7 protein-coding genes are annotated in these 24,532 nt (G+C 69.0%); 6 read left to right on the top strand and 1 reads right to left on the bottom strand.

Going from position 1 to position 24,532, the window contains the following annotated elements; genetic code table 11:
* A partial coding sequence (locus ABT342_RS23745; RefSeq protein WP_351577282.1) for a hypothetical protein occupies nucleotides 1-316 on the bottom strand: 316 nt, incomplete at its 3' end.
* Nucleotides 317-346: 30 nt separating this feature from the next.
* On the opposite strand from ABT342_RS23745, the gene ABT342_RS23740 reads away from it, so the two are divergent.
* The 6 genes from ABT342_RS23740 (at nucleotide 347) to ABT342_RS23715 (ending at nucleotide 24,507) form a co-directional block, all read left to right on the top strand.
* Nucleotides 347-1,027 (top strand): hypothetical protein, encoded by a 681-nt coding sequence (locus tag ABT342_RS23740; RefSeq protein WP_351577279.1) that lies wholly within the window; start codon nucleotides 347-349, stop codon nucleotides 1,025-1,027.
* 9 nt (nucleotides 1,028-1,036) lie between these two features.
* Entirely contained in the window at nucleotides 1,037-2,299 is a 1,263-nt protein-coding gene (locus tag ABT342_RS23735; protein ID WP_351577276.1) for a hypothetical protein, read from the top strand.
* Nucleotides 2,300-2,362: 63 nt separating this feature from the next.
* Entirely contained in the window at nucleotides 2,363-2,836 is a 474-nt protein-coding gene (locus tag ABT342_RS23730; protein WP_351577273.1) for a hypothetical protein, read from the top strand.
* A gap of 140 nt (nucleotides 2,837-2,976) precedes the next feature.
* A complete protein-coding gene (locus tag ABT342_RS23725) occupies nucleotides 2,977-3,516 on the top strand; it encodes a YbaB/EbfC family nucleoid-associated protein (protein WP_351577270.1) in 540 nt (179 codons plus the stop codon).
* Nucleotides 3,517-3,527: 11 nt separating this feature from the next.
* Nucleotides 3,528-4,532 carry a hypothetical protein gene (locus ABT342_RS23720; RefSeq protein ID WP_351577267.1) on the top strand — a complete coding sequence of 335 codons (1,005 nt, stop codon included), beginning with the start codon at nucleotides 3,528-3,530 and terminating at the stop codon, nucleotides 4,530-4,532.
* A 79-nt stretch (nucleotides 4,533-4,611) separates the two neighbouring features.
* Nucleotides 4,612-24,507, top strand: a complete 19,896-nt coding sequence (locus tag ABT342_RS23715; RefSeq protein WP_351577264.1) for a scabin-related ADP-ribosyltransferase — start codon at nucleotides 4,612-4,614, stop codon at nucleotides 24,505-24,507.
* Nucleotides 24,508-24,532: the final 25 nt, after the last annotated feature.

Genomic DNA, 24,532 nt, shown 5'->3' with positions numbered 1-24,532 from the left:
CGAAACGGGCCGGGTCGAGGAGCGGCAGGAAGCGCGCCAGGCTGAGGAGCGCGAGTCCGAAACGGGCCGGGTCGAGGAGCGGCAGGAAGCGCGCCAGGCTGAGGAGCGCGAGTCCGAAACGGGCCGGGTCGAGGAGCGGCAGGAAGCGCGCCAAGCCGAGGAGCCCGAGTACGAGTCGCGTCAGGCCGAAGAGCGGCAGGAGTCGCGCCAAGCCGAGGAACGCGATCAGGAGTCGCGCCAGGCCGAGGAGCGTGAGCCCGAGGTCGAGACCCAGGGCGGGAGCGCGCCGGCGGAGAGCGGCGACGAGTCCGTGCAAGCGGAGCCGTTGGAACCGCGGAGCGAGGGTGTGCCGCCCACCGAGGCGGGCGGCGAGACCCCCAGGACGGCCGAAGACCAGGAGCGGGAGCAGGAGCGGGAGCGGGAGCGGGCGCAGCAGCAGCGGACGGAAGCCGACGCCAGTACGACGCTCTCCAGCGCCCCGGGCGAGACCGGACAGCCGACCCAGCCCGGGAACCTGGCCCCCGGCGTGGCCCCCGGGACCGGCAGCCGCGAGCAGGGGTACGCCACCGGGACGGCCCCGGGCGAGCCCGGTGCCGAGGGTGAGGTCGAGGCGGCCAAGCGGGCCAAGGAGGAGGAAGCGCGCTCCGGCGAGATCTCGGAGGAGACCCGCGACCGGATGTGCCTCGAGGACGAGAGCAGGGCGGACAACGCCAATCTGGCCTCCGACGGCCGTGTCATCGACGAGAACACCGACGGCGACGGCAACGGTGTGCAGGACGGCATCCAGTACGTCGAGGGCGACGCCGACCTCAACGACGACGGCACGCTGTCCGACTTCGAGCGCGAGTACGGCGACAAGGACGACGACGGCAAGCTCGACAACAGGGACGACGCCGAAGCCAATGACCTGGAGGTCGACGAGGACCCTGGCGTCGATCCGCTCACGGACCGCCGCGACACCGACCGGGGCGATGTCGAAAAGCTGACGTACGAGGGCGACACCGACACCTACCCGGACGAGAGCTAGGAGGCCGACGTGATCCTGGACTTCCTCAACGTCGGAGCCCTGGCGGCGATCGCCGAGACCAGGGCCGCGATTCAGGAGCTCAACCAGAAGCACGGCATACGGCGTGGGGACGTGGGCGGCGACGGCGTACCCACCTTCAAGGGACGGCCCAGCGGCGGCGGACCGCCGGTCGCGGGCGCGCCCCCGGGAACCACCGGGCGGCAGCAACAGCGCGTCGCCGAGAGGCAGTCGGCCAGGAGGGTCGCCCGCGACCCCGACCAGCGGCAGCAGGGGCAGCTCGCCCGTACCCAGGGCGAGCCGAGTCAGCGTCAGGCCACCGCTTCGACCCCCACGTCCACGCCGCTTCAGAGCCGTACGGCGTCGCTCGGGCCGACCGAAGGCGATGCCAGGACCTCGCTCAGCGGCGCGGCCCCGGGCAAGGGAGCTACTGGCAGCCTGTCGGCCGCGACGGATCCTGGCCGGACCGGAGGGATCTCGCCGGAAGCGGGAAACCGGGTCAGCGCGCTCGCCGGGGACGGCGCGAGCCGGCTGCAGGCGGGAGTGCCGACCGGCACGGGCTCGCTCAACGCGTCCGCTCCCACCGCCCTCACGCCACGGACGGGTTCGGTCCGGACCCCCGACTTCTCGAACGCGACCGGCAGGATCAACTCCCTGGGCTCACAGGGCACGCCGGACTTCTCGAACGCGACCGGCAGGATCAACTCCCTCGCGCCCGACGGCAGGAGTTTCAGCAGTCCGACCGGTTCCCTCGGCATCGGCAGTGACGCGGGCAAGGACGGCCTGTCGCGGTTCAAGCTGTCCGACGCCGCGTTCAAGGACATCGACACGCTTGCCAAGGACGGCAGCACCCGCCTCTCGTCCGCTACCGGTGGTGGCGGTGGCGGTGGCGGCGGCCTCGGAGGAGGTGGCGGCCTGGGGTCGCTGTCGGTGCCCGGCGGAGGTGGCGGGTTCGGCGGTGGCGGTGGCGGCGGGCTCGGTGGCGGTGGTGGCGGGTCCCTCGTCGCGACGCCCAACAGCATGCTCTCCTCCGACCTGGGCGCCGCGAGTGCCAACCGTGGCGGCATCGCCACCGGTGGTGGCAGTGGCGCCCCGGGCGGTCCCGCAGGTCCCGTCGGCGGTATGCCGATGGGCGGCATGGGCGGCGGTATGGCACCCGGTGGAGCCCAACAGGGCCAGGGCCAGGAGAAGAAGGAATCCTCGACGTGGCTGACCGAGGACGAGGACGTCTGGGGCACCGGCGACTGCAATCCGGGCCAGCTCGGCCGCGACTGAGCAGGCGTACGAGCACGAGTACGAGTACGAGACGCATACGGAGCAGAAAGGAGCGAAACGAAGATGACCGTACCCCTGCCGCCGTCGCCCATCACCATGGCGTTCCTGGCCTCGGCGATGGACGAGATCATGAGCCTCGACCCCAACCCCTTCTACGAGGCGGCGAACGTCTTCCTCGACGTACCGGTCATGCTGACCGAGGTGGGCCAGGACATCGCGACGCGGGCCAGGAGACTCACCTCGGATCAGGGCGGTGCGCAAGGCTGGACGGGTGAGGGCGCGGAGGCGTTCACCAAGGTCGTCCAGGAACTCGTGGAGTTTCTCGGTCTGCTGGCGGAGACCGTCCAGAGGAAGGCGGAGCCGACCCGGGGCGCCGGGGACGACATTCTCGAACTCCAGCGGAATTTCATGGCCCTGCTCGAGAAGAACTCGACCGCGGGTGGCGGTGAGCGCCAGGCCGAGTCGCGTACGCCGGCGGTCCCCGCGGAGCCGAAGGAACCCGAGTCCGTGATGACCGCGGAGATGTACCTCGCCTGACCGCGCGCAGACCGGCTGAACCAGGCCCGATCACGGCTCGTGCACCCGCATGAACCGTCCTTCGGACCCGTTGCCGGCCCAACCGGCGGCCGGTCCCGTGATCTGACGGGGCCGGCCGTTCTGTTATGCGGAGGTAATTGATGAAGCCGTCGAACGAGGCGCTGCTCCAGGAAATCATGGCCGATTTCGAGAAGACTCGGGACACATTCCTTGAGGTGCAGCGGAATCTGACGGCACTGCACGCGTCCGCGGAATCCCCGGACCGTACGGTGACCGCCACGGTGGACGCGCGCGGACAGCTCTCGTCCCTCACCTTCCGGGGCGCCGCGCATCGCGACATGCCCGGCCCGCAGCTCGCCGACCTGATCGTGTCCACCGTGCGCCGCGCGCAGGCCGATCTGCAGCGGCAGGCCAACTCCACGGCCTCGGCCGTACTGGCGGACGGCCCCGCCGCGTCGTTCGACGGCGACTCGCTGTGGGACCTGCTGCCCGGCTCCGACGACCCGGCCAACCAGGACTTCTTCAAGATGCTCCGCGGCGGCACGTTCGAGGAGGCGCCGGAGGCGTTCGCCCCGGAGACGGAGTCCGAGCCCGAGGCGAAGCAGGCCGTGAAGCGGGCGCCGTCGAAGACCGGGCGCGCCGCCGCGAAGAAGTCCGTGCTTGACGACTACGAGGACTAGGAGCAGCGGTCATGGCCGAGGAAGTCGTCGCGCGGCAGGTATCGCGGGAACCCACGCTGCGCTTCGAGGCGGAGGCGGAGCCTCGCGCCGAGCTCAGTCTGGACCTCGGCGACGACCAGGACCGCATCCTGCAGGGCGGACTCCGGGCGGACGTGACTGCCGTGGAGCCGCAGGCGCGGGCTGAGGAGATCCAGTTCGAGCCGCAGACCCGACTGGCCGAGACGCAGGCGCGTGAGGTGGAGCCGCAGTTCCGCCAGGCCGAGGCGCGGCAGGAACCTCTGGTCGGTCGCCAGTTCGAGGCCGAGCCGATGACGGGCCGGTTGGCAGAAGAGCCGGCGACGGGTCGGTTTCAGGCGACCGCGCCCATGACCGAGCGGGTTCAGGCTGAGCCGATGACGGGCCGGTTGGCAGAAGAGCCGACGACGGGTCGGTTTCAGGCGACCGCGCCCTTGACCGAGCGGTGGGCGGCCGAGCCCCAGGTCGGCAGGGTGAGGGAGTCCGAACCCATGACCGATCGGCAGGTGGCCCGGCAGGCCGAGCGCGAGCCCAGGCAGCGCGCCACCGCGAGGACGGGCCGCCGGGACAGCGGCCCGAAGGTCGGCCCCAACGGTGAAGTCACGCTCACCACCAAGGACGACGAGCTCATCGTCATCGTCCCGTCTCAGATGCGCCTTGCGGTACCCCGCTTCGAAGACGTGGCCCAGCAGATGGCGCGCCTGGGCAGCGACGTCCAGTTCGTCACCGACCAGCCCATCGAGGGCGACCCGGCGAACGAGACGTACAAGGCGATCATGGAATCCCTGAAGGACGCCCCCAAGGTCATCGACGGCTTCGGCAAGGTGTCCGAGGGCATCGGGAAGATCGGCGAGGCGGTCGAGGGCATGGCCAAGCTCGGCGAGATGGCCGAGGACAACGCCCGGGCCAACATGGACGCCCTGAACAAGGGACTGCCGACGTCCGTCGGTTCCGCACCGACAAGCAACAGCGGCTACACCGGCGGCGGCCGCCGCGGCTGACAGCCGCCTCCGCACGCTGCCCCCTTCTGCTGCCCCCTTCTGTTTCCCCTCCCCCGCCCGATCGCACGGAGGCCCCCTCATGCAGGGTGACATCGATCCCCCCAAGGAACTCGTCGAGGTTCTGTCGTTCATCGCAGGCGAGGACTGGCCGTACGTCAGCGAGATGGACCTGCTGCGCCGCGGTCGGGCGCTGGAGGAGGCCAAGAAGCAGCTGGAGGCGCTGGCACCTCAGTTCAAGGAGCAGGTCACCTTCATCTGCGAGATCACCAAGGGTGCCGGTGCCCGCGCCTTCGAGGACATGACCCGGAAGTTCGCGGACGGTGAGGGCACGGAGGACAAGCCCGGCGCGTTCCCCGGCATGATCAATTCCTGCGACATCCTGTCGAAGAACCTCATCGCCGCCTCGAACAACGTCGAGACCGCGAAGATCACCATCATCGGCATGGCCGCGATCGTCCTCGCGGAGCTCATCGCCGCGGCCATCTCCATGGTGGTGACCTTCGGCGCCGCCACCGCCGCCGCGGCCCCGCTCATCAAGGGCACGATGATGGTCGTCAAGCGCCTCGTCATGCAGCTCATCAAGTCGATCCTCAGCGGCGCGCTCCTGATGGGCGGCATGAACTTCCTGGCCCAGGCGATCCAGGTGGCACGCGGCCACCGCGACGGCTTCAACTGGGAGGAGATCGGCAAGACGGCGCTCATCGGCGCGGGCGCCGGTGTCATCGGTTTCGGTATCGGCAAGGGCCTGGGCAAGCTCTTCGGCAAGAAGTTCGGGAACAGCTTCGCCGGCGGTGTCATCAACAACACGCTCGCCGAGGGCCTGACCGAGCACGCCCTCGCCAAGATCATGCCGTACTTCGACCCGAACGCGGAGGCGGACGATCCGGGCTGGAAGCCGTTCGCGGGCGGCTTCTCCGAGAGCCTTGCCGAAGGGCTGCACGGCAAGGCGAAGAACAGCACCCTCATCACCGGGAACAAGTTCAACGTTCCGCTGCCGGCGATGAACTTCGACGTCCCGAACTTCGACGCCAACTTCTATATGGCCTCGGGCGACGGCATGGGCAACGCCGTGCCGAGCCCCGGCTTCAGCCTGAGCGGCAAGACGGGCCTCATCGACCCCAACACGGGCCAGTTCGTCGACCCGCCGGCCGAGGCCCCCTCCGACGTCCCGGACACGAAGGTGCCGACGTCCGGTCTCGATTCCCTGTCGACCGAGACGGCGCCGCCGCCGTACACGCCGTCGACCGACGACCCGAGCTCGAACCCCGACCCGGACGCGAACTCGAACACCGCGACGCCGCCCTCGTACGACGACGCGGTCACGAACCCGCCGTCGTACGACTCCACGAACTCGGATCCGCCGCAGAACAGCGACTCGCCGGACTCCGGGAACGAGGCGCCGGGCAATTCGAACGGACAGAACAACCTCGTCGTCGACACCGGCTCGAACTCCGCGCCCCCGAACCCCACCCAGCAGCCGCAGCCCACCCCTCAGTCGACCACGGACAACGGGCGGGGCGACGAGCAGGGCGGCATCACCACGCCGAACAGCGACACCAACGCGCCCTGCGACACGCGCGGGCCGTCCCAGACGCCGCACAGCCCGAACCTCGACAGCATCCTCAGCCCCAACACGGTGAGCACTCCCAACGCGGAGACCGCACCGACCGTGGACACGACGCCGGACATCGAGACGACGCCGAGTGTCGAGACCACCCCGAACGGTGACACCTCGCTCACCACGGACTTCAACACGGACACTCGTAACAACATCAGCACCGACACCGGGACCGACACCAGCACCGACACCGGGACGGATTCCGCCCCGAACCAGCCGCAGGTCGAGACCCAGCCCCCGGTCCAGATCCCGAACGAGAACAGCAACCTGGTCCAGGACCCGGTCCAGATCCCGAACGGGAACAGCAACCTGGTCCAGGACCCGGTCCAGACGCCGAACGGGAACAGCAACCTGGTCCAGGACCCGGTCCAGATCCCGAACGAGAACAGCAACCTGGTCCAGGACCCGGTCCAGACGCCGAACGGGAACAGCAACCTGGTCCAGGACCCGGTCCAGACCCCGAACGGCAACACCAACCCGGTCCAGACCCCGGACCACAACACCCCCAAGATCACCACCCCGGACAGCAACTCCTCGTCCGTGCCGAACGGCGGCTCGTCCCCGGACATCTCGACCAGCAGCCCGAGCTCCACCCCGTCCAACAGCGACTCCTCCGTCCCCGACGACAAGGGCAAGGAGAACCTGGGCTCCGGCAAGGAGGAGACCTCGCTCTCCAACGTCACGCCGCCACAGAACCTCGACGCGGCGTCGGCGACGAACAACCCCACGTCCACCACCACGCCCTCCGGCACGGGCGCGGCCGGGACGAATGTGCCGACGGCGCCCCCGGCGGCGGGCGGCGGAGCGGTCCCGGTCGGAGGCGTCCCGATGGGCGGCGGCATCCCGGCAGGCGGCCCGGCCGCCCCGGGCGGCACGCCTTCCGGTACGCCGACCCCGCCGCGCTCCTCCTCCGGGGTCCCCGTGCCCCCGCCCCTGCCGCCGAAGAAGTCGGCCCCGCCCAGGCCCACCAAGTCCACGGCGCCCAAGAACCCGACGCCCCCGACGACGCCGGCCACCACCCCCACGAAGCCCAAGCCCGCGCCCAAGACCCCCGTCATGGTCACGCCCTCGTCCGACGCGGTCTCCATCGACGCGATCAAGGCGAGCAAGGACGCGGCCAAGCCGTCGAAGTTCAAGACCGAGCGCTTCGACCCGAAGGCCGACCCCTCCTCCAAGGTCAAGGGCTACCTCAACGGCTGGGCCACGCTCATCCGCACCGACATCCGCCGGATCGAGGTGAAGCCGGGCGTCTGGGTGCGCCACCTCACCGTGAAGCTGCCCGTGACGGGCGGCGCCGGCTTCAGCACCGCCGACGTGCCCGCGCTCGAACAGCACGTACAGGAGCTCCTCGACGCGCACGTCAACACCGGCTTCAAGCTCCCCGACTCCGGTGACCAGCTGTACGTCGACATCCAGATGACCCCGGTCCCGAAGAAGTCCGGCGAAGCGGTCACCGTCACCAGTACGGACAAGCCCGGCCGCTCCAACCAGCTCAACTTCCACCTGCACGGTCCGTCCGCGTCCCCGTCCCAGAAGATCCGCGACGACGCCACGCTGCTGCACGAGGTGCTGCACTACACGGGCCTGAGCGACTACTACGCCGACTCCGCTTCGCTCTTCCGCAAGGATCCGGGCAAGACGTCCGACTCCGGTGTGATGGCGAACGTCGACTCACTGCCCACCGGCACCATCCCGCTCGACTACCTCACCCAGATCGAGAACACGATCAACTCGGGCCCCGTCGTCTACGACGCCAAGTTCGACGCCCCCGGCCCCGCGTCGACCGGCCCCGTGTCCACGAGCCCCGTGTCCACCGAGCGCCGCGACAGCGGCGTGGACCTCGGCCCCGACGGCCCCGTCCTGGACAGCTCGAACAGCCCCGAGAGCCCCAAGAACTCCGACACCGGAGACACCGGAGGCACCGGCGAGAACGCTGAGACCTCTGAGAACCCGGAGAACCCTGAGACCTCCGACGGCCCGGCCAATGAGACCTCCGAGACCCCCCAGGGGCAGGGCGACAGCAACGTGCCGTCGTTCGACCCGGCGCAGTTCCAGACCGACAAGGCCACGCTCCTGGATCGCGTCGACAAGATCGACGCACTCAAGAACTCGCCCGCGTTCCAGCAGCACCTGAGCGATTTCCTCACCAACCTCGCCGACAACGGCCAGTCCCTCCAGGACGGCAGCAGGCCCGACAAGGACACGGGCCTCAACAAGCCGGCCGTCGACGGCATCATCAGCGAGCTGGTCAAGACGGACGGCCTCAAGCTGCCCTACAACTTCGTCGTCGAGAACCAGGGACGCCCGGACTTCGACACCCTCAAGAACGAGAAGGTCGCGCACGCCATCGAGAACGGCCGTCTCTGGTCCAAGCTGAACATCCGCCGCTCCCAGATCGCCACCCTCGACTCCGGCGGCGTCTTCCTGGAGTCGTCCGTCGGCGGCAAGCTCTTCAACGGCCTCAACTTCGGCCTCCCCTGGGGCTCGTCCCCGGCCGTCGACGCGCTGTGGGGCGACCTTTCGGAGACGTACGTCGGCGGTCTCACGGGCACGGTCCAGGCGGACGTCCTCGACGGCACCCACCCGAACAGCGTGCTCACGAAGATCGAGTGGGAGCGCCTCAAGGGCCTGATCGCCGACGGCAAGGTCAAGAACCTCGACATCAACGTCTTCAAGTTCGAGGACAACCGCTTCCAGCCGGCCGGTACGTACGAGGTCTCCACGCAGGAGGAGTTCGACGCCGTTCCCCAGGCCCCGAACGACACCGCCTGGAAGGACAAGCAGTCCGCCATCAACCGCAACGAGGCGCTGCTGTACGAGCTGGAGGACAAGTTCGGGAAGTACGCGGAGGAGGGGAAGATCGGTGTCAGCCTGACCCCGTCCCCGAACGCGACCGACTCCTCGCCGTCCAACCCCTCGCCGACCGGCGCCACCCCCGCCGCCAAGCCGGCCTCCTCCGGTGCGTCCACCGACACCGGGTCCCCGAACACGTCCCAGAACCCTACGGACGGCAACCGGAATCCGACGGAGTCCGGTCAGAACCAGGGGGACGGGGGCAAGCGGCCCGGCGACTTCGGCGCCGCGCTCGCCGACAAGCTGAGCAATCTGCCCGCGGGTACGCCGTCCTCGACGGACAGTCCCCGCCCGGAGGGCTCGCCCCAGCAGAACGACACGAGCTCCCCCGACTCCGACCCCCGGCCCACCAAGAAGATCAAGCTGGACGACCCGGCCGACGAGGGCTCCACGCCGGAGCCGATGGAGGAGGAGGCGAACCCGTTCGCCCCCAGCAACGCGCCCGCGCTGGACGTCGACGGGACGCCGATGCTCGACCCCGAGGTGAAGGACACCCTCGACGACCGGAACGTGTTCCTCGACCCCGAGGCAGCCCAGGACCTCAGCACCGGCTTCATGCCGCCCACGGGCGCCCCCGTCGTCGGGCCCACCCCCGCGCCGAACTCCGGCATGGTCCCCGTGACGCCCGTGACCGGGCCACTGATCGCAACCCCCAACGGGGGGCCGGTCGCCTTCCGGCAGGACACGAACATCCTCTTCCGCTGGGAGACGAACCGCGGGCCGAACTGGTCCTTCGACTCACTGTGGACCGAGGGGCTGGTGCCCAAGAACCCGGGGCACCTGCCGAGCATTCAGGAGTACAAGCTCGAGAACAATCCTTCGGCGTTCGTCTCCACGACCCGCGACCCCAACATGCAGTCCGTGGGCTGGGGCACCGACTACCGGATCCTGATCGACGCTCCCGGCGGCATCGACGTGTACGCGACCGACCCCGATTCCCCGCTTGCCGAGACCGAGCAGGAAGTCGCGTTCCCGGGCGGGGTCCGGCCGGAGTTCATCATCGGCGTAGAAGCGGTCACCGGTGTCACGTTGAACCCGGTGACCGGCAAGTACGAGGAGCAGGTCGAGTTCTTCCCGAACCCGAACTTCGCTCCGAAGCACCGGCCGGACGTGATGATCTCCGACGTACTCTCCGACGCCCAGATCGATGCCACGCTCTCGGACTTCTACCAGAACAACCCGGCCGGCTACACCGCGATCCAGAACCAGGCGCAGAACATCGCCGAGGAGTTCCTCGGCCCGGACATGTCCGCGTCGGATCTGGACCGGGTGATGTTCGCGCAGCTGGTGCACGGACCCCAGTTCGGGCCCCTGATCGCGGCGGATGTCGCGGAGCGCCTCTCCCATCGGCCGGCGCCCCTCTCTCCCTCCACGGTGCCGGGCGGCTTCACGTCGTCCGCCGAGACGGTGGTCGACCCGGGCATCAACACCGACATCGCCACCCCCGTGGACAGCGACGTCAGCGATCTCAGTGACGACAGCGACGTCAATGACGACAGCGACGACAGCGACGGTTCGGACAACGAGGTGACGGTCACGGTCGATGTGACCGGAGTGGAAGGCCTCGCCAAGGGCATGGACCGGTTCAAGCTGGACTCCGACCCTGAGACCGACTCCGACACCGAGTTCCCGACGGACGGGGCGGTGCCGACGCTCGCGGCTCCGGTGAAGACCGTGACGAACAGCGGCGGGCGATTCGAGATCGACGGTTCAGACTCCGAGACCGAGACGTCCCCGTTCGATGTGAGCAACGCGCCCCCTGGTGAAGACGACGGCAACGGCGACTCGGAGCAGAACACGACGCCCTCGGACACGACCACCGAGCCCCAGTCCGACCAGACGAGCACGCCCGTCCCGCCGAACTCGGAGCTCTCCACCTCGCCTCCCGCGCCTCCGAGCCCGCCGAACGAGAACATCAAGATCACCCCACCCAGCCCGCCGTCCGCTCCACTCGGCGAGAACAAGGACTCCTCGAACCCCTCCACGCCTCCGGGGCCGTCGAGCCCCACCGAGACGACCCATCCCACGACGAGCACGACGAGCACACCGAGCACGCCGAGTAATCCCAACCAGTCGAAGAACACGCAGACCCAGCAGAACCAGCCGACCCAGCAGAACCAGCCGACGCAGAAGAAGAGCAAGAAGCAGAAGAAGAACGAGGGCGTGCTGGGTTCGACATCGCCCGACAACACCGTCAGCTCTTCCTCCACGCCGGGCACCAGCAAGTCCAAGCCTTTGGCCGGGAACCAGATCGTCCGGACGAAGGCGAACAAGTGGCAGCTGGTGAACTCCAAGGGCAAGGGCAACCAGCAGGGCGCACCCCTGTCCTGGACCGATTGGAAGAAGCTGACGCCCCCGGAGCGCAGCGGGAAGCCGGCGGCCTTCACCATCGACGAGATGACCCAGGCCGACCTGCACCAGCTCGCGGACCATCTGGCCGGCGCGAACGAGACCACCCTCGCCGAGTTCCTCACGGACCGTGCGGAGAAGCTCGACGCCCTGGCGCGTGACGAGCTGAGCAAGACGGATCAGAGCCTCGACCCGACCCCGGAGACCAGCACGGACACACAGTCCAAGGACAAGAAGAAGGGACACACGCGCAAACCGTCCGACCACATCATCTACACGGGCGCCGAAGTCACCGAGATGTCCAAGTCGCTCAAGAGCGACCTGCAGGACCTGGTGTCCGAACTGGAGAAGCCCGGCGAGACCAAGTCGAACCACGCGCGCAGCCTGTCCGACGTCGTGCGCCGCCGCTCCGAGGACCTGGGCGCCGCCATCGGCGGGTACATCACCAACGCGTCGGAGTTCGGCGGCACCTACAACCTGCGCAACGACGCCACGCCGCTCGTCGGCGCCGCCAACAACCTCCTCGACATGATGGACAGGGGCGGCGAGAAGAAGCTCGGCCCCGGCCACCGCAAGGCGGTCAGCGCGGACGATCTCCACAAGCTGATCGACCCGGTCAGGGACTTCCGCAGCAACAAGGCGTACGGCGCGGTCCCGGAGGGGACCCAGTGGCTCAAGGTCAACCCGGACCTGGCGAACCTCACCGACCAGCAGAAGATCGACTTCGTCAAGGACCTGTCGGCCCAGAACCTCACCGAGCTCCAGCAGGAGATGGACGCGCTGCTGGACGGCAGCCCCGACAAGGCCCAGGACTTCCGGAACCTCATCTCCAAGATCGAGAACCTGCCGTTCCGGCTCAAGCACGCCACGCCCGCGTACTACGCCATCGCCAACTCCGGCATCATGAGCTCGCAGGGCGACCTGACCCGTAAGGGCCTGAAGTTCATGGCGTCCGGCAAGAGCAGCGACGCGAACACCTCCAGCCTGGGCAACGACGACTTCGTCTTCTTCCGCGTCGAGGCGAACGACAACCCGATGCAGACGCGCTACGGCCCGACGACCCTCGTCTTCGACGTCTCGGTCCTCGAAACGATGGGCGGCTGGGCTTCGCTGCACGACCAGCTGCACCCGCTGGACCGTCCGGCCATGCAGAAGCTGAACATGCCGGGCGCCGGTACCGACGTGGATCCGGTGCGTACGTCGAGCTACGGGACGGACGCCAAGGGCGCCGGCTCGCGCTTCGAGTGGACGAACAGCTACCCCGACGGCTCCCAGCACACCATCACGTTCGACAAGGAGGTGTTCCACGGCGACGAGGTCGTGAAGGGCATCGCCCTGTCGGTGGCCCGCGAGGTGGCCCGGATCGGCGGCGACTTCCAGGAGTACGCGCTCGGCCTCAGCGATCCCAAGCAGCTGGGTGACCTGGTGACCAGCATGTACCGGCCGGAGGCCAAGTTCGGATCGGGGCTCCCGGTCGACCTGAGCCACAGCTCGAACCCGTCCGACGGACGGCCCAGACCGATCATCGTGCACAACGAGGCCGGCGACGGCCGCTACAACGAGAGCGGCGTCCTCGACCCGAAGGCCCTCGGCGCCTCCCACCTGGCCGACGACGCCGCCGACCGGCGCCGTCAGGCCGAGAACGCCCTGGCCAACCGGGACAAGTCCCTCGCCGAGGCGTCCCAGGCCCTGAAGGATTTCCAGGCCGGTCATCAGGCGGCCGAGCAGACGGTGCTCGACAAGCAGAAGAAGGCCGCCGACGCGGGCAGGAGCGCGGAGGGCTCGCTCAAGAGCGCGATCAAGAGCGCGGAGAAGGCGGTCACCGCGACCCAGAAGTTCGTCGACTCCGCGCAGGGAGTGCGCAAGGAACTGGCCGAGCGCATGCTCGACGAGCGCAAGTCCGACCTCGATGCGATGAAGGCTCAGCTCGAGACCCTGCGGAACGAACTCAAGGCGGCCAACGACGCACTGCCTTCGTCGTCGAAGGCCCCGAGCAACACCGTTACGCCCACTGAGCAGAGCACCAGCCCCAACACGGACGGCAAGGCCGCCACGAAGACCGAGAACAAGACCGAGAGCAACACCACGACGGCCACGGAGACCACGGAGACCACGGAGACCACGGCCGAGGCCAAGACCTTCAATCCGCTCTCGATCCTCGGCGGCCCGCTGTCGAGCGTGCCCTCCGCCATCACCACGACCACCACGGTCACGGGCAACGTCACCTCCACGGGCCGCCCGGCCCGCGACTCGCTCCTCACCACCACGAACCCCGGCACCGACACGACCCCGTCGCCCACCCGGCCGCCCCGGTCCACTCGCCCCACGGCGAACAGCGTGCCCGCCCCGCCCGCCGTCTCCTCCATCCCGGTCACCGGCCGGATGACCCCGGCCGGCACGTCGGCCCGCGACTCGCTCAGCAATCTGGGCGTGAACCAACCCCCGCCCCAGGCCCAGACCGAGGAGAACGCGGTCGAGCAGGAGGAGTCCCCGTTCGACATCAGCAACGCGCCGGAGCTGCCCGGTACGTCGCAGAACGACACCACCCTCGACACCACCGACAACGACCTGGAGATCACCCCGGCCTCCGACAACGACAACACCCCTTCCACCAGCACACCTCCCGCCGGGAACACGGTCACCGAGAGCCCCGACGACCTCGCCCCCACCCTGCCTCCGCGCCGCCCCCGTCCTGACCTGGCGCTGAAGCCGGAGGACGTGGCGCTGGCGAAGGCGCAGGCATCGGTGCTGTTCGAGGGCGGTGGCAACGCCCCCTTCACGGCGAAGGACGCGGTGACGCTCCACAACATCGCCCACCTCACCGACACCGGGACGGCCACGACCAAGTCGGTCAACGACGTGGTGAAGGAGGTCGGCGTCAAGAACCAGAAGGGATTCGGGAAATACGCGCCGGTGGGTCCGAAGGACCGCCAGGCCCTGTTCGACACCGTGTCGCTGGCCCGGGACATCCACACCGACACGGCAGAGGTGTCGATGAGCCAGGTGGTGGAGGTGCGCCGGCTGGTCGACGTACTCCGTGGCGACCCGCTGTTCAAGGGCACCCCGGTCGCTCAGGGCAAGGTGACGGTCGAGGACCTCAAGACCAAGATCTCCGACCTGCGCGGCCCCCAGGGGGCCGACAAGCCCGTCACCCAGCAGCACCTCAAGAACCTCGTCGACGTCGTATCGGGGCTGAAGAAGCCGGGCAGCAGCGTGACCCCGGCCGACCTCGCCGGCCAGTACTCCGAGGGCGAGCTGTCCGGCCAGGGCCCGCGTCCGCTGGGTCTCACCGGCCCGGACGGGACGAATCTCGACTTCGGGCAGCCGGACGCGCTGCGTGACCAGGTGAAGGACTGGACGCGCAACGGCCAGGACCTGCGGGTGCGGATGCTGTTGTCGCGGTTGGAGTCGCGAGGGCACGCGTGGATGGCCGAGTGGCTGGGCCGGGTGCACGAGGCGACGCTGACCGAGGTCAACGCTTCGGGCGGTCAAGCCGGTGTGGTCGACGTACCGAAGGAGCTGACGTTCTCGTGGTCGGGCAAGGAGCCGAAGGCCGCGATCATCAACAACCTGCTGACCTGGGCGGATCAGGCCGCGCAGGGGGATTGGACGATCAAGTTCTACTCGGACGGGAACTACACGTCGTGGAGTCCTGAGACCCGGGCGAAGCTGGAGACCGCGGGGATCGTGGTCGACACCGATGCCCGTGCGGCGATCGTGGCGGCCGGCGGGGAGCGGATGGGCCAGGTCTACGACATGGCGATGGCGGCGGGTGCCTTCAACATCGTGTCGGACCTGATCCGCTTCTCGACGACGGGTGTCAGTGGCGGCATGTACGCGGACGTGGACATCGCCCCGGGTGGAGTGAACCTGAACGACCTGCCGTCGATGAAGATGCGCCCGGACGATGTGCCGCTCATGGCGCCGCGTATCCGGGACGCGGACAGTGTCAACCGGGTACTGGGTCGGCCTGAGGGCACGCCGGTGTCGAAGGAGGACATCAGGAAGGCCGCGGAGGCGCGTTACGAGGCGGGTCTGCTGAACGGCAACTTCCTGGTGATGCCGCCGAACTCGACGTTCGCGCAGCTCTTCAACGAGACCGTCCCCGACAAGTTCTTCGGCTACAAGGACTACCTGGCCCAGCTGCGGCCGGGCTCGACCCCCCTGCAGATCGAGGCGGAGTTCAAGCAGTCGTTGAAGGTCAACGCGAACGACATCTCGGGGCCCGGTGTGCTCCAGGACCGGCAGCTGCCGGTGGGCATGAAGTTCCCGATGCTGTCCAAGTTCGCCATGGACAACGCCGGGCTCCAGGCGCCGCTGGGGCCGGGCGGTGAGATGGTGCCGAACCTGAAGCCCGAGGAGATCCAGACACTCTTCTCGCCGCAGCTGCTGGACACCTTCCTGCCCTTGGAGTGGGTGACCCCCGACAGCGGCAGCCACCTCACCGACTCCGAGTCCAGCAACAACGGCGGACCCAGCGACAAGGGCGACAGCGACAGCAGCAAGAAGGACGGTGACAGCGGCAAGGAGGACGGCACCAGCAGTAAGAACGACGGCAACAGCACTAAGAACGACGGCAACAGCAGTAAGGAAGACGGCAACAGCGAGCACATCGACGAGAACGCCGACGACGAAATCGTCCCCTTCGAGTCCAGCAACGCCCCGGCTTCGGAGAGCACCCAGGAGAGCGAGACCCTGGAAGAGCTCGTCGCCCAGGCCGTCCACGCCCACGAGGTTCTGAGTGCCGAACTGGACGGCGCCGACATGGAGTCTCCAGGCAGCGGCGACCCCTCCGACGGGCCCTCGAACCCTTCGGGAGACAACCAGCCCGGCCCGTTGGACACCACACCCGACGCGCCCCCCGGACGGCCCGCCCCGCCCTTGAGCGAGATCAAGCCCTCCCGCCTGACCTCGAACTACCAGCTGGTCAGCCCGCACACGACGACGAACTTCGACGCACTGTCCGCCAACGAGCGGCTGAGCAACGCACCGTTCAGCACGCGCGACCCGCGCCACGTGAACATCACCGAGGTGCAGGACACCAATGACCACACCTCCTTCCCGGTGCACCGGGCCGAGCGCCCCGTCCTCGTCGACCAGAACCCCACGCTGCGGCTCTCCGGTGACGGCAGCATCGCCATCAACCCCAACCACACCTTCGTGAAGGAGTTCTACGCCGTCCCCGAGGCGGTGCAGAAGTCGAACGAGGCCCTGCAGAAGGCCGGCAGCAAGGCGACCTTGACGCTCGACCCGAACACGTACATCCAGGTCCAGGACAACGGGGAGACCAAGCAGCTCTACAAGGTCACCCCGCAGTTCTCGTCACCACCGTCGGACGTGTGCCGCGACTTCTCGGAGCAGGTGGTGGGCGGCACGCACACCCACGCGGTGCTCTACGACACGCGGCCGCCCGGTCTCGGCGGGACGGGAGAGATCTCGACGGCCCCGGTCGACACCAAGAGCGGCGTCGAGGTCTCCGGCACTCACCACCTGGCGGACATGCTCGGCGAAGCGTCGGCCAACCCCGCCCTGCTGCCCACGGTCACGCCCGGGTCCGCGGCCGGCACCGTGGGGAAGGCGGTGAAGCAGAACGAGAAGTTCTGGCCGACTCCGGGAGAGAAGTACGGTCGCGCACAGAACTCAGCCGAGCCCACCCAGCGCTTCCAGAACCAGTCGCTCAAGGCGCAGGAGTCGGTGCTCGGCATCAACTCGGCTGCCTATGCCAAGCCGGGCGAGGCATATCTCATCCAGTCCGTGGCCTCGGGCTGGAAGGACGGCGCCCGGGACATCGGCCCGGACTTCACCCTGCCCGACAGCGGCGGCTGGGACGTCCCCGCGGACCGCTACGGGCACGGCTACCACTTCGCGCCCGTGGTCCTGCAGAGCCTCGACGGCCAGCATCAGATCACGATCGAGAACGCCAACTTCCGCACCACCGCACGGGGCCAGATCGAGGAGGTGCTGCAGCAGAACCTGGACCACTACGGCGGCCGTCTCGACGACGTCAAGGCGCAGCTGGACGCGGCCGTCCTGAACGGCACGATCAGCCCCGACGACGCGCGGTTCACCCTGGTCGAGAGCATGAAGAAGATCGTGAAGGCGGAGCAGGATCTCGCCGCGATCAATCAGGCGATCGAGGAGGCGGGGAACACCGTCACCGACGAGATGCTGAGGGAGCAGTACGTCCTGCAGGGCGCGCCGAAGGGAGCGCGGCGGGAAGCCAACCGGGCCCTGACCGCGGTCTTCGCGGAGGAGCTCGGCGAGGCCGGTGAGATGTGGTTCTTCAAGATGTACGGGCGAGCCCCGGGCGAATCGTTCCACGACGGCAACATCCGCGACGACCTGGGCCGGATCACCAAGACCAACGCGATCACGCTCAACCTCGTCGGCGGCCAGCCGAACCAACGCCAGGAGTACGACCTGGCCCCGGGCAGCAGCACGCTGAGCAACGTCGACAAGGCGCGTGTCGACCATGTGGCAGGCAAGATCAGCACATCGGTCATGTGGCGTGCCGACCAGGGCATCGAACTCCCGCACCTGGAGGTCACCGTCAAGTCCTTGCCGGGTGAGCTGGACCTGGCCGACACGCGGGCGGACAACGTGGTCAAGGAGGTCCGCGACCGCCTGCAGAGCAAGTTCGACCAGATGCCCGGGGACTCGGTGCCCGGCGCCGACGCCCTTGAGATCACGATCCGGCACGAGACCCGCGAACCCCAGGCGGTCCGCGACCACTTCAACGACCCCGGGATGGACGTCACCTCCCAGGTCGTCGTGGAGGCGTTCAGCCAGGGCAACCCGGCCAACCAGGTGGAACTGACCAGCCAGGACCTGTCCAAGGTGGCGAAGGAGACCGGCGTCCAGGAGAAGGGCGGCGTCGGCGGCAGCGTCCGGCGCAAGTTCACCGAGGTGACCCCGGAGGAGCTGGACCGGGCGAAGGATCTTGTGATCGCGGGGCAGAACCTGAAGGGCCCGCATGCCGAGGTCACGCCCCAGGAGCTCGCGGCGATCCGTCGTGCCGGGGACGTGCTCGTCCGTGAGTACGGGCACACGGGGCCGTTGAAGATCGAGGCCGTGGACCCGTTGGTCCGTGACGTGTTCAAGCTGCCTCAGGACGCACCCGTCTCGATGAAGCAGCGGGGGGATCTGATCGATCTCGTTCCGGATGCCAAGAAGAAGGGGCGGCCGGTCACGCTCGCCTCGCTGACCGAGGCCGCCGCCAAGCGTTTCCCCCTACCGGACGGCGGCGGCACCCGGGAGGTGCCCTCGGACACCGACGACGACGCCTCGCCCTTCGACGTGAGCAACGCGCCGGAGATGCCCCAGGGCGACAACGCCCCCGGGACGTCCACGGAGACGACGGCCCCGGCGACGTCCGCCGACTCCGACACGCTGCCGCGCCATCTCGACAAGGAGATGGCCAGGGACACGGACAACCCCACCCTGAGGCCGGGGCCGGAGCACACGGCCACGGTCGAGCAGACCCCGCTGCCCCACCGGGCCTCCGTCCCCGTCGAGTCGGCCGAGACGGGATGGGGGATGCCGGAGAAGAACCAGGTCATGTTCCAGGCGTTCTCCGACAAGGGCAACGTCGTCATCGACGTACGGCCCACCAACGTGGACTCCTTCAAGTGGCTCGCGGCCGGCGCACTGCCCAAGCCGGAGGCCGTCAAGGCCAAGACGATCAACGAGATCGACACCTACCTGGGCGCCAGCCCCAAGGCACTGGGGCTGGTCGGCTTCTTCGAGCCCACGCTGCCGGAGATCATGCCGGCGGACACGGTCCTCGCCCAGAAGATCCAGGAACGCTTCGACCAGCGCGTCCACGAGTTCGAGACCCTCGGCGCGAAGATGGACGCGTACGAGGCCGAGGGCACGTTCAAGGTCCTGAGCGGTGTCGTCCACTCGACGAGCGGCGGCTCGCCGCGACCGGTCACCGGCGACCACGACATCTTCGACATGCGGCGCCCCGACGGTTCTCCGCTGCCGAGGAACGAGTACGAGGCGCTCGTCCAGGAGATGATCGACGCCGACATGGGGGTCATGCACGGCGCCCACACGCAGTGGCAGCCCAACGACGCGTTCGGGCGGGAGATCTTCGAGAAGATCGTCGGGTCGCACAACCTCCCCGACGGCGCGGCGCTGCTGAGCTTCGTCCCGGGCCGTAAGACGTCCACGGTCAGCTTCGCCAACCAGAACGTGATCGACGCCGACGGCCCCGGATCCCCGGGCGGAGGGAACGTCCCGACCATCCTCAGCGCGAACCCCGACGACGTCACCCCGGCGCTCCCGCCGCGTCGTCCGCGTCCCGACCTGGCGCTGAAGCCGGAGGACGTGGCGCTGGCGAAGGCACAGGCGTCGACGCTGTTCGACAGCGCGGGCAAGGGGACCTTCACGGAGAAGGACGCCGTGACGCTGCGCAATATCGCCGCCCTCACGGACACCGGCGTGGCGACCACCAAGTCGGTGAACGAGGTGGTGAAGGAGGCCGGGGTCAAGCACCAGCAGAAGGGCTTCGCCAAGGTCTCCCCGATCGGCCCGAAGGACCGCCAGGCGCTGTTCGACGCGGTCTCGCTGGCCCGGGACATCCACCCGGACACCAAGCAGGTGTCGATGAAGCAGGTCGTCGAGGCCCGTCGGCTGATCGACGTGCTGCGGGGCGACCCGTCGTTCGCGGGGACGCCGGTGGCCGGGGGCAAGGTGACGGTCGACGACCTGAAGAAGAAGATCACGGATCTGCGTGGCCCGCAGGGCGCCACGAAGCCGGTGACGCAGGAGCACCTCAAGAATCTGGCCGAGGTCGTCTCCGGGCTGAAGCGGCCGAAGAAGCCCGTCACGGCGGCGGACCTGTCGGCCAACTACGTGGAGGGCGCCCTCAGGGACACCGGTCCGCGGCCGCTCGGCCTGACCGCAGGCGACGGCACCGTCCTCGACTTCACCCGGCCCGACGCCCTGCGCGAGACGGTGAAGGAGTGGGCCCGCAACGGCCAGGACCTGCGCGTGCGCATGCTGCTGTCCCGGCTCGACGCCAACGGCCACGCCTGGATGTCCGAATGGCTCGCCGACGTCCACGAGGTGGCCAAGGCCAACGTGGCGGCCACCGGCGGACCGGTGGGAGTCGTCGACGTACCGAAGGAGCTGACGTTCTCCTGGTCGGGTGGGCAGCCGAAGGCCGAGATCATCGGGAATCTGCTGACCTGGGCCGATCAGGCGGCCGAGGCGGGCTGGACGGTCCACTTCTACTCGGACGGGAGCTACGCGGGCTGGAGCGAGCAGATGAAGGCCATGCTGCTGACGGCCGGTGTGGTGGTCCACACGGACACGCGGGACGTGATCGTGGCGGCTGGCGGGGAGCGGATGGGCCAGGTCTACGACATGGCGATGGCGGCGGGAGCCTTCAACATCGTCTCGGATCTGATCAGGTTCTCGACGACGGGTGTGCGGGGTGGCATGTACGCGGACGTGGACATCGCGCCGGGCGGGGTGAGTCTGTCCGATCTGCCGCCGATGAAGATGCGTCCGGACGACGTGCCGCTGATGGCGCCCCGTATCCGCGACGCGAAGAGCGTCAACCGTGTCCTCGGACGCCCCGAGGACACCCCGGTGAGCAAGGAGGACATCCGGCAGGCCGCCGAGGCCCGTTACGAGGCGGGTCTGCTGAACGGCAACTTCCTGGTGATGCCGCCGAACTCGGCGTTCGCGCAGCTCTTCCACCAGGTCGTCCCCGACAAGTTCTTCGGCTACAAGGACTACCTGGCCGGCCTGCGGCCCGACTCGCCCGCCGAGCAGATCGACGCCGAGTTCAAGAAGTCGCTCAAGATCAACGCGAACGACATCTCCGGTCCCGGTGCTCTCCAGGACCGTCAGCTGCCGGTGGGCATGAAGTTCCCGATGCTGTCCAAGTACGCGATGGACCACGCGGGCCTTCAGGCGCCGCTGGGGCCGGGTGGCGAGATGGTTCCGAACCTGAAGCCGCAGGAGATCAGGACGCTGTTCTCACCCGAGCTGCTGGAGACGTTCCTGCCGCTGGAGTGGGTCACCCCGGACAGCGGTGACCACCTCACCGACTCCAGCAACAACGGCACCGGCAACAACAGCCCGGAGGACAGCAACAGCCGTAAGGACGACAACTTCGACGACGCCAACGACATCGACGACGACGTCAGTGACATCGACGACGTCAGTGACATCGACGACGTCAGTGACATCGACGACGACGTCAGTGACATCGACGACGACGTCAGTGACATCGACGACGACGTCGACGACACCCTGCCCTTCGAGACCAGCAACGCGCCCGAACAGACCCCGACCCCCGAGAACCAGCAGACTCATGAATCACAGGAGTCGCAGGAATCGCAGGAGTCCCTCGAAGACCTCATCGCCCAGGCCGTCTACGCCGAAGGCGCTCTGACCGCCGAACCGGGCGAGATCGACGGCCCTCCGGCGAACGGGTCCGGCGACGGGCAGAAGGACGCGGTGAACGGGTCCCCCGATGGCGGGACCGGCGGCCCGACCGGCGATTCGTCCCCCGAGACCACCAGCCTGTCGTCCTCGGACGACTCCTCGCAGGGCGGTTCCTCCTCCAACGCCGCCAGTGTCTCGGACACGAGCGGCGACTCCGTGCCCCCACGCGCCAAGTGGCGCCGTCACACCTACGACGTCGGTACGCCGCAGATGGACGCGGCGGGCCAGTTCGCCGCCGGGACGGCGCTGTCGGCGCGCAACGCCTTCGCGGCGAGCAAGACGGTCACGCAGTACCGGCTCACCAAGGACCAGGGTCCGGGCGCCGTCCCGCCGTTCACCCGGCGTGACGGAACGGTGCGGCCGAAGACCGGCGACTCGTTCCTCGACCTCGGGCTGACCCGTGAGACCGTCCACGACAGCAAGCCGCCCCTGCGCGTCTCGGGCGACAACACGATCGCCTTCAACGCCAACCCCGGCGAGAAGACCGAGATCTACACCAACGCGAAGGTCGCCCAGCACGCCAACCACGTGCTCGAGCGGATGGGCAGCAACGTCCGGCTGAAGGAGGTCCCGGCGAACAAGGTGACCTTCCGGGCCGGCGGGCGCGAGCGCGAACTGACCATGTACACCGCCGAGTTCCTCACCCCGCCGAAGACCGCGATCTGCCGGGACTTCGCGGAGTTCGTGCTCGGTGGCGAACCCTCCGACATGGTGTTCCGCAACGAGCTGGCCTTCACGCTCGGCCTGCCCGCCCCGGACGAGGCGGTCACGGTGCCCGTGAACGCGTCCGGTGGCATGGAGGTCCGGGGCACGCACGAGCTGGCCTCGTTCCTCAGCGACATCGCCGAGAACCCCGGCGCTGCGCTGGGCGAGATCACCCCCGCGCTCGCCGTCGACACCCTGCGCGAGCTGGGCAGGAAGAACGACTTCGGCGCCTCGGTCGGCCAGGGCAAGCGCTTCGGCCGCTCGCAGAGCACCAGCGCCCCCACCACCACCCCCCAGTTCCGGATGAACGAGGCCACGGCCCGGGTCGGCGCCAACGAGTTCGCCCACCCGGATGTCGGCGAGGCCTACCTCATCCAGGCGATCGGCAGCGACGGCCACTACCAGCAGCGCGACTACGGCACCGACTACACCCGCGACTTCGAGGGCTACACCGACGGCCGGCGCGGCGGCTACCACTTCGCCGCGGTCGTCGCCGCGAGCCGCGACGGCCAGCACACCATCACCCTGGAGAACTTCCGCCGGGACGGCGCCGCCCAGGTGCAGACCGAAGCGGCCGTCGAGGAGATCCTCACCCGCTACAGGAACAACGTGGAGCAGATCCAGGCCGAGCTCGACCAGGCCGCGGCGAACGGCCGGGACGTGTCCAAGCACCAGCGCATCCTCGACGCGATCAAGCAGCTCAACGCCCTGGAATCGGTGGACACCTCCTTCACCTCGTCCTCCTCGGGCGAGGGCAGCGCCTTCCACCAGGAGGTCCGGGAGCAGATCACCAAGGTCAGGCAGGAGCTGGGCAAGGCCCTGACCGCGGTGTCGGGCGACGACGTCGTACGGCCCCACGGCCTGTGGTACTTCAACATGCAGGGCATGGCCAAGGGGGAGACCTTCCACGAGGTGCGCATCGGCGACAGCCCCGACCGGCCGATCCTCGTCAACCCGCTCACCTCCGTGGTGGTCGGGGGGCGCGGCAACCGGGTGCGCACCGTCGAGTTCCCCGAGAAGGGCAAGTCGGTCAAGGACACCGGGCCGCGCGGTGACGTCCAGCTGCAGCGGTCCGCCGAGCAGGCCGTACGCCAGATCCTGTGGGACCGCAGGCACGCCCAGCCGCTGTCCACGCTCAAGATCACCACGTACGGCAACTCCCGGGTCAACGCGGTGCGCACCAGCCGGGACCGCGGGGACGCGATCGTCGCCGATCTGCGGGGGCGGATCGACGCCCTGCTGAAGAAGGAGGCGGAGCTGAGCGGCCGGCCCGAACGGGTGCCGGGGATCGACGAGATCGTCTTCACGGTGGTCCCCGAGGGCCGCCACCCCAACCCGCCGACGCAGGGCGAGACCCTGGAGGCGCGCCGGCGCGTGGCCACCGTGGAGCTCATGAGCGCGACGGACGTGAAGCCGCGCGAGGAGATCGACCGGGTCCTCGGGGCGCTGCCCCGGGACCGGTACACCGCCCTCCTCACCGAGGCCCGGGTGCTCAGCGACACGTACAACCCGTTCCCGCAGGCCCACGATCTGCCCCGCAACCCGCTGGAGGAGCAGGCCAAGGCCCGACGCGAGGACGCCGTCCGCAGGGTGGCGTACGAGCTGACGACGGCCCGTGACGCGGGGGCCTCGGAGGAGGCGGCCCGGCTGGCCGCGGCCGAGCTGGCCTGGCGGATGGGGCGGGCCAGAGGGGCGGACGGACCGGACGCCCGGCCGACGGCCGACAGCCTCCCGCCGTCGCCCGTTCCGTCCCCGCCCGTCTCGCACACCCCGTCGAACGCCTCCGACGCGGAGTCCGACCAGGCCTCCCACCGGGCCACGGACGGCGGCAGCGAGCGGTCGGCGGACGATCCGCAGGCCGACGGCGACCGGCCCCGCCCGCCGGTGCCCGGGCGCACCCCCACGCTCCCGCCGGTCGCGAAGCAGGAGCCGCTGTCGCTCGCCGACATCCTGGAGCCGAAGCAACCCGGTACGGACCGGAGCTGAACCCGCGGCGCACCCCCCTCGTGAC

Source organism: Streptomyces sp. NPDC000410 (genome assembly GCF_040300305.1).
Lineage (GTDB): Bacteria > Actinomycetota > Actinomycetes > Streptomycetales > Streptomycetaceae > Streptomyces.
This window is presented reverse-complemented; position numbering and strand designations above follow the sequence as displayed.

Excerpts from the sequence above, each read along its gene's own strand:
- ABT342_RS23730 (WP_351577273.1), top strand. The coding sequence starts at position 2,363 with ATGACCGTACCCCTGCCGCCGTCGCCCATCACCATGGCGTTCCTGGCC.
- ABT342_RS23725 (WP_351577270.1), top strand. The coding sequence starts at position 2,977 with ATGAAGCCGTCGAACGAGGCGCTGCTCCAGGAAATCATGGCCGATTTC.
- ABT342_RS23715 (WP_351577264.1), top strand. The coding sequence starts at position 4,612 with ATGCAGGGTGACATCGATCCCCCCAAGGAACTCGTCGAGGTTCTGTCG.
- ABT342_RS23720 (WP_351577267.1), top strand. The coding sequence starts at position 3,528 with ATGGCCGAGGAAGTCGTCGCGCGGCAGGTATCGCGGGAACCCACGCTG.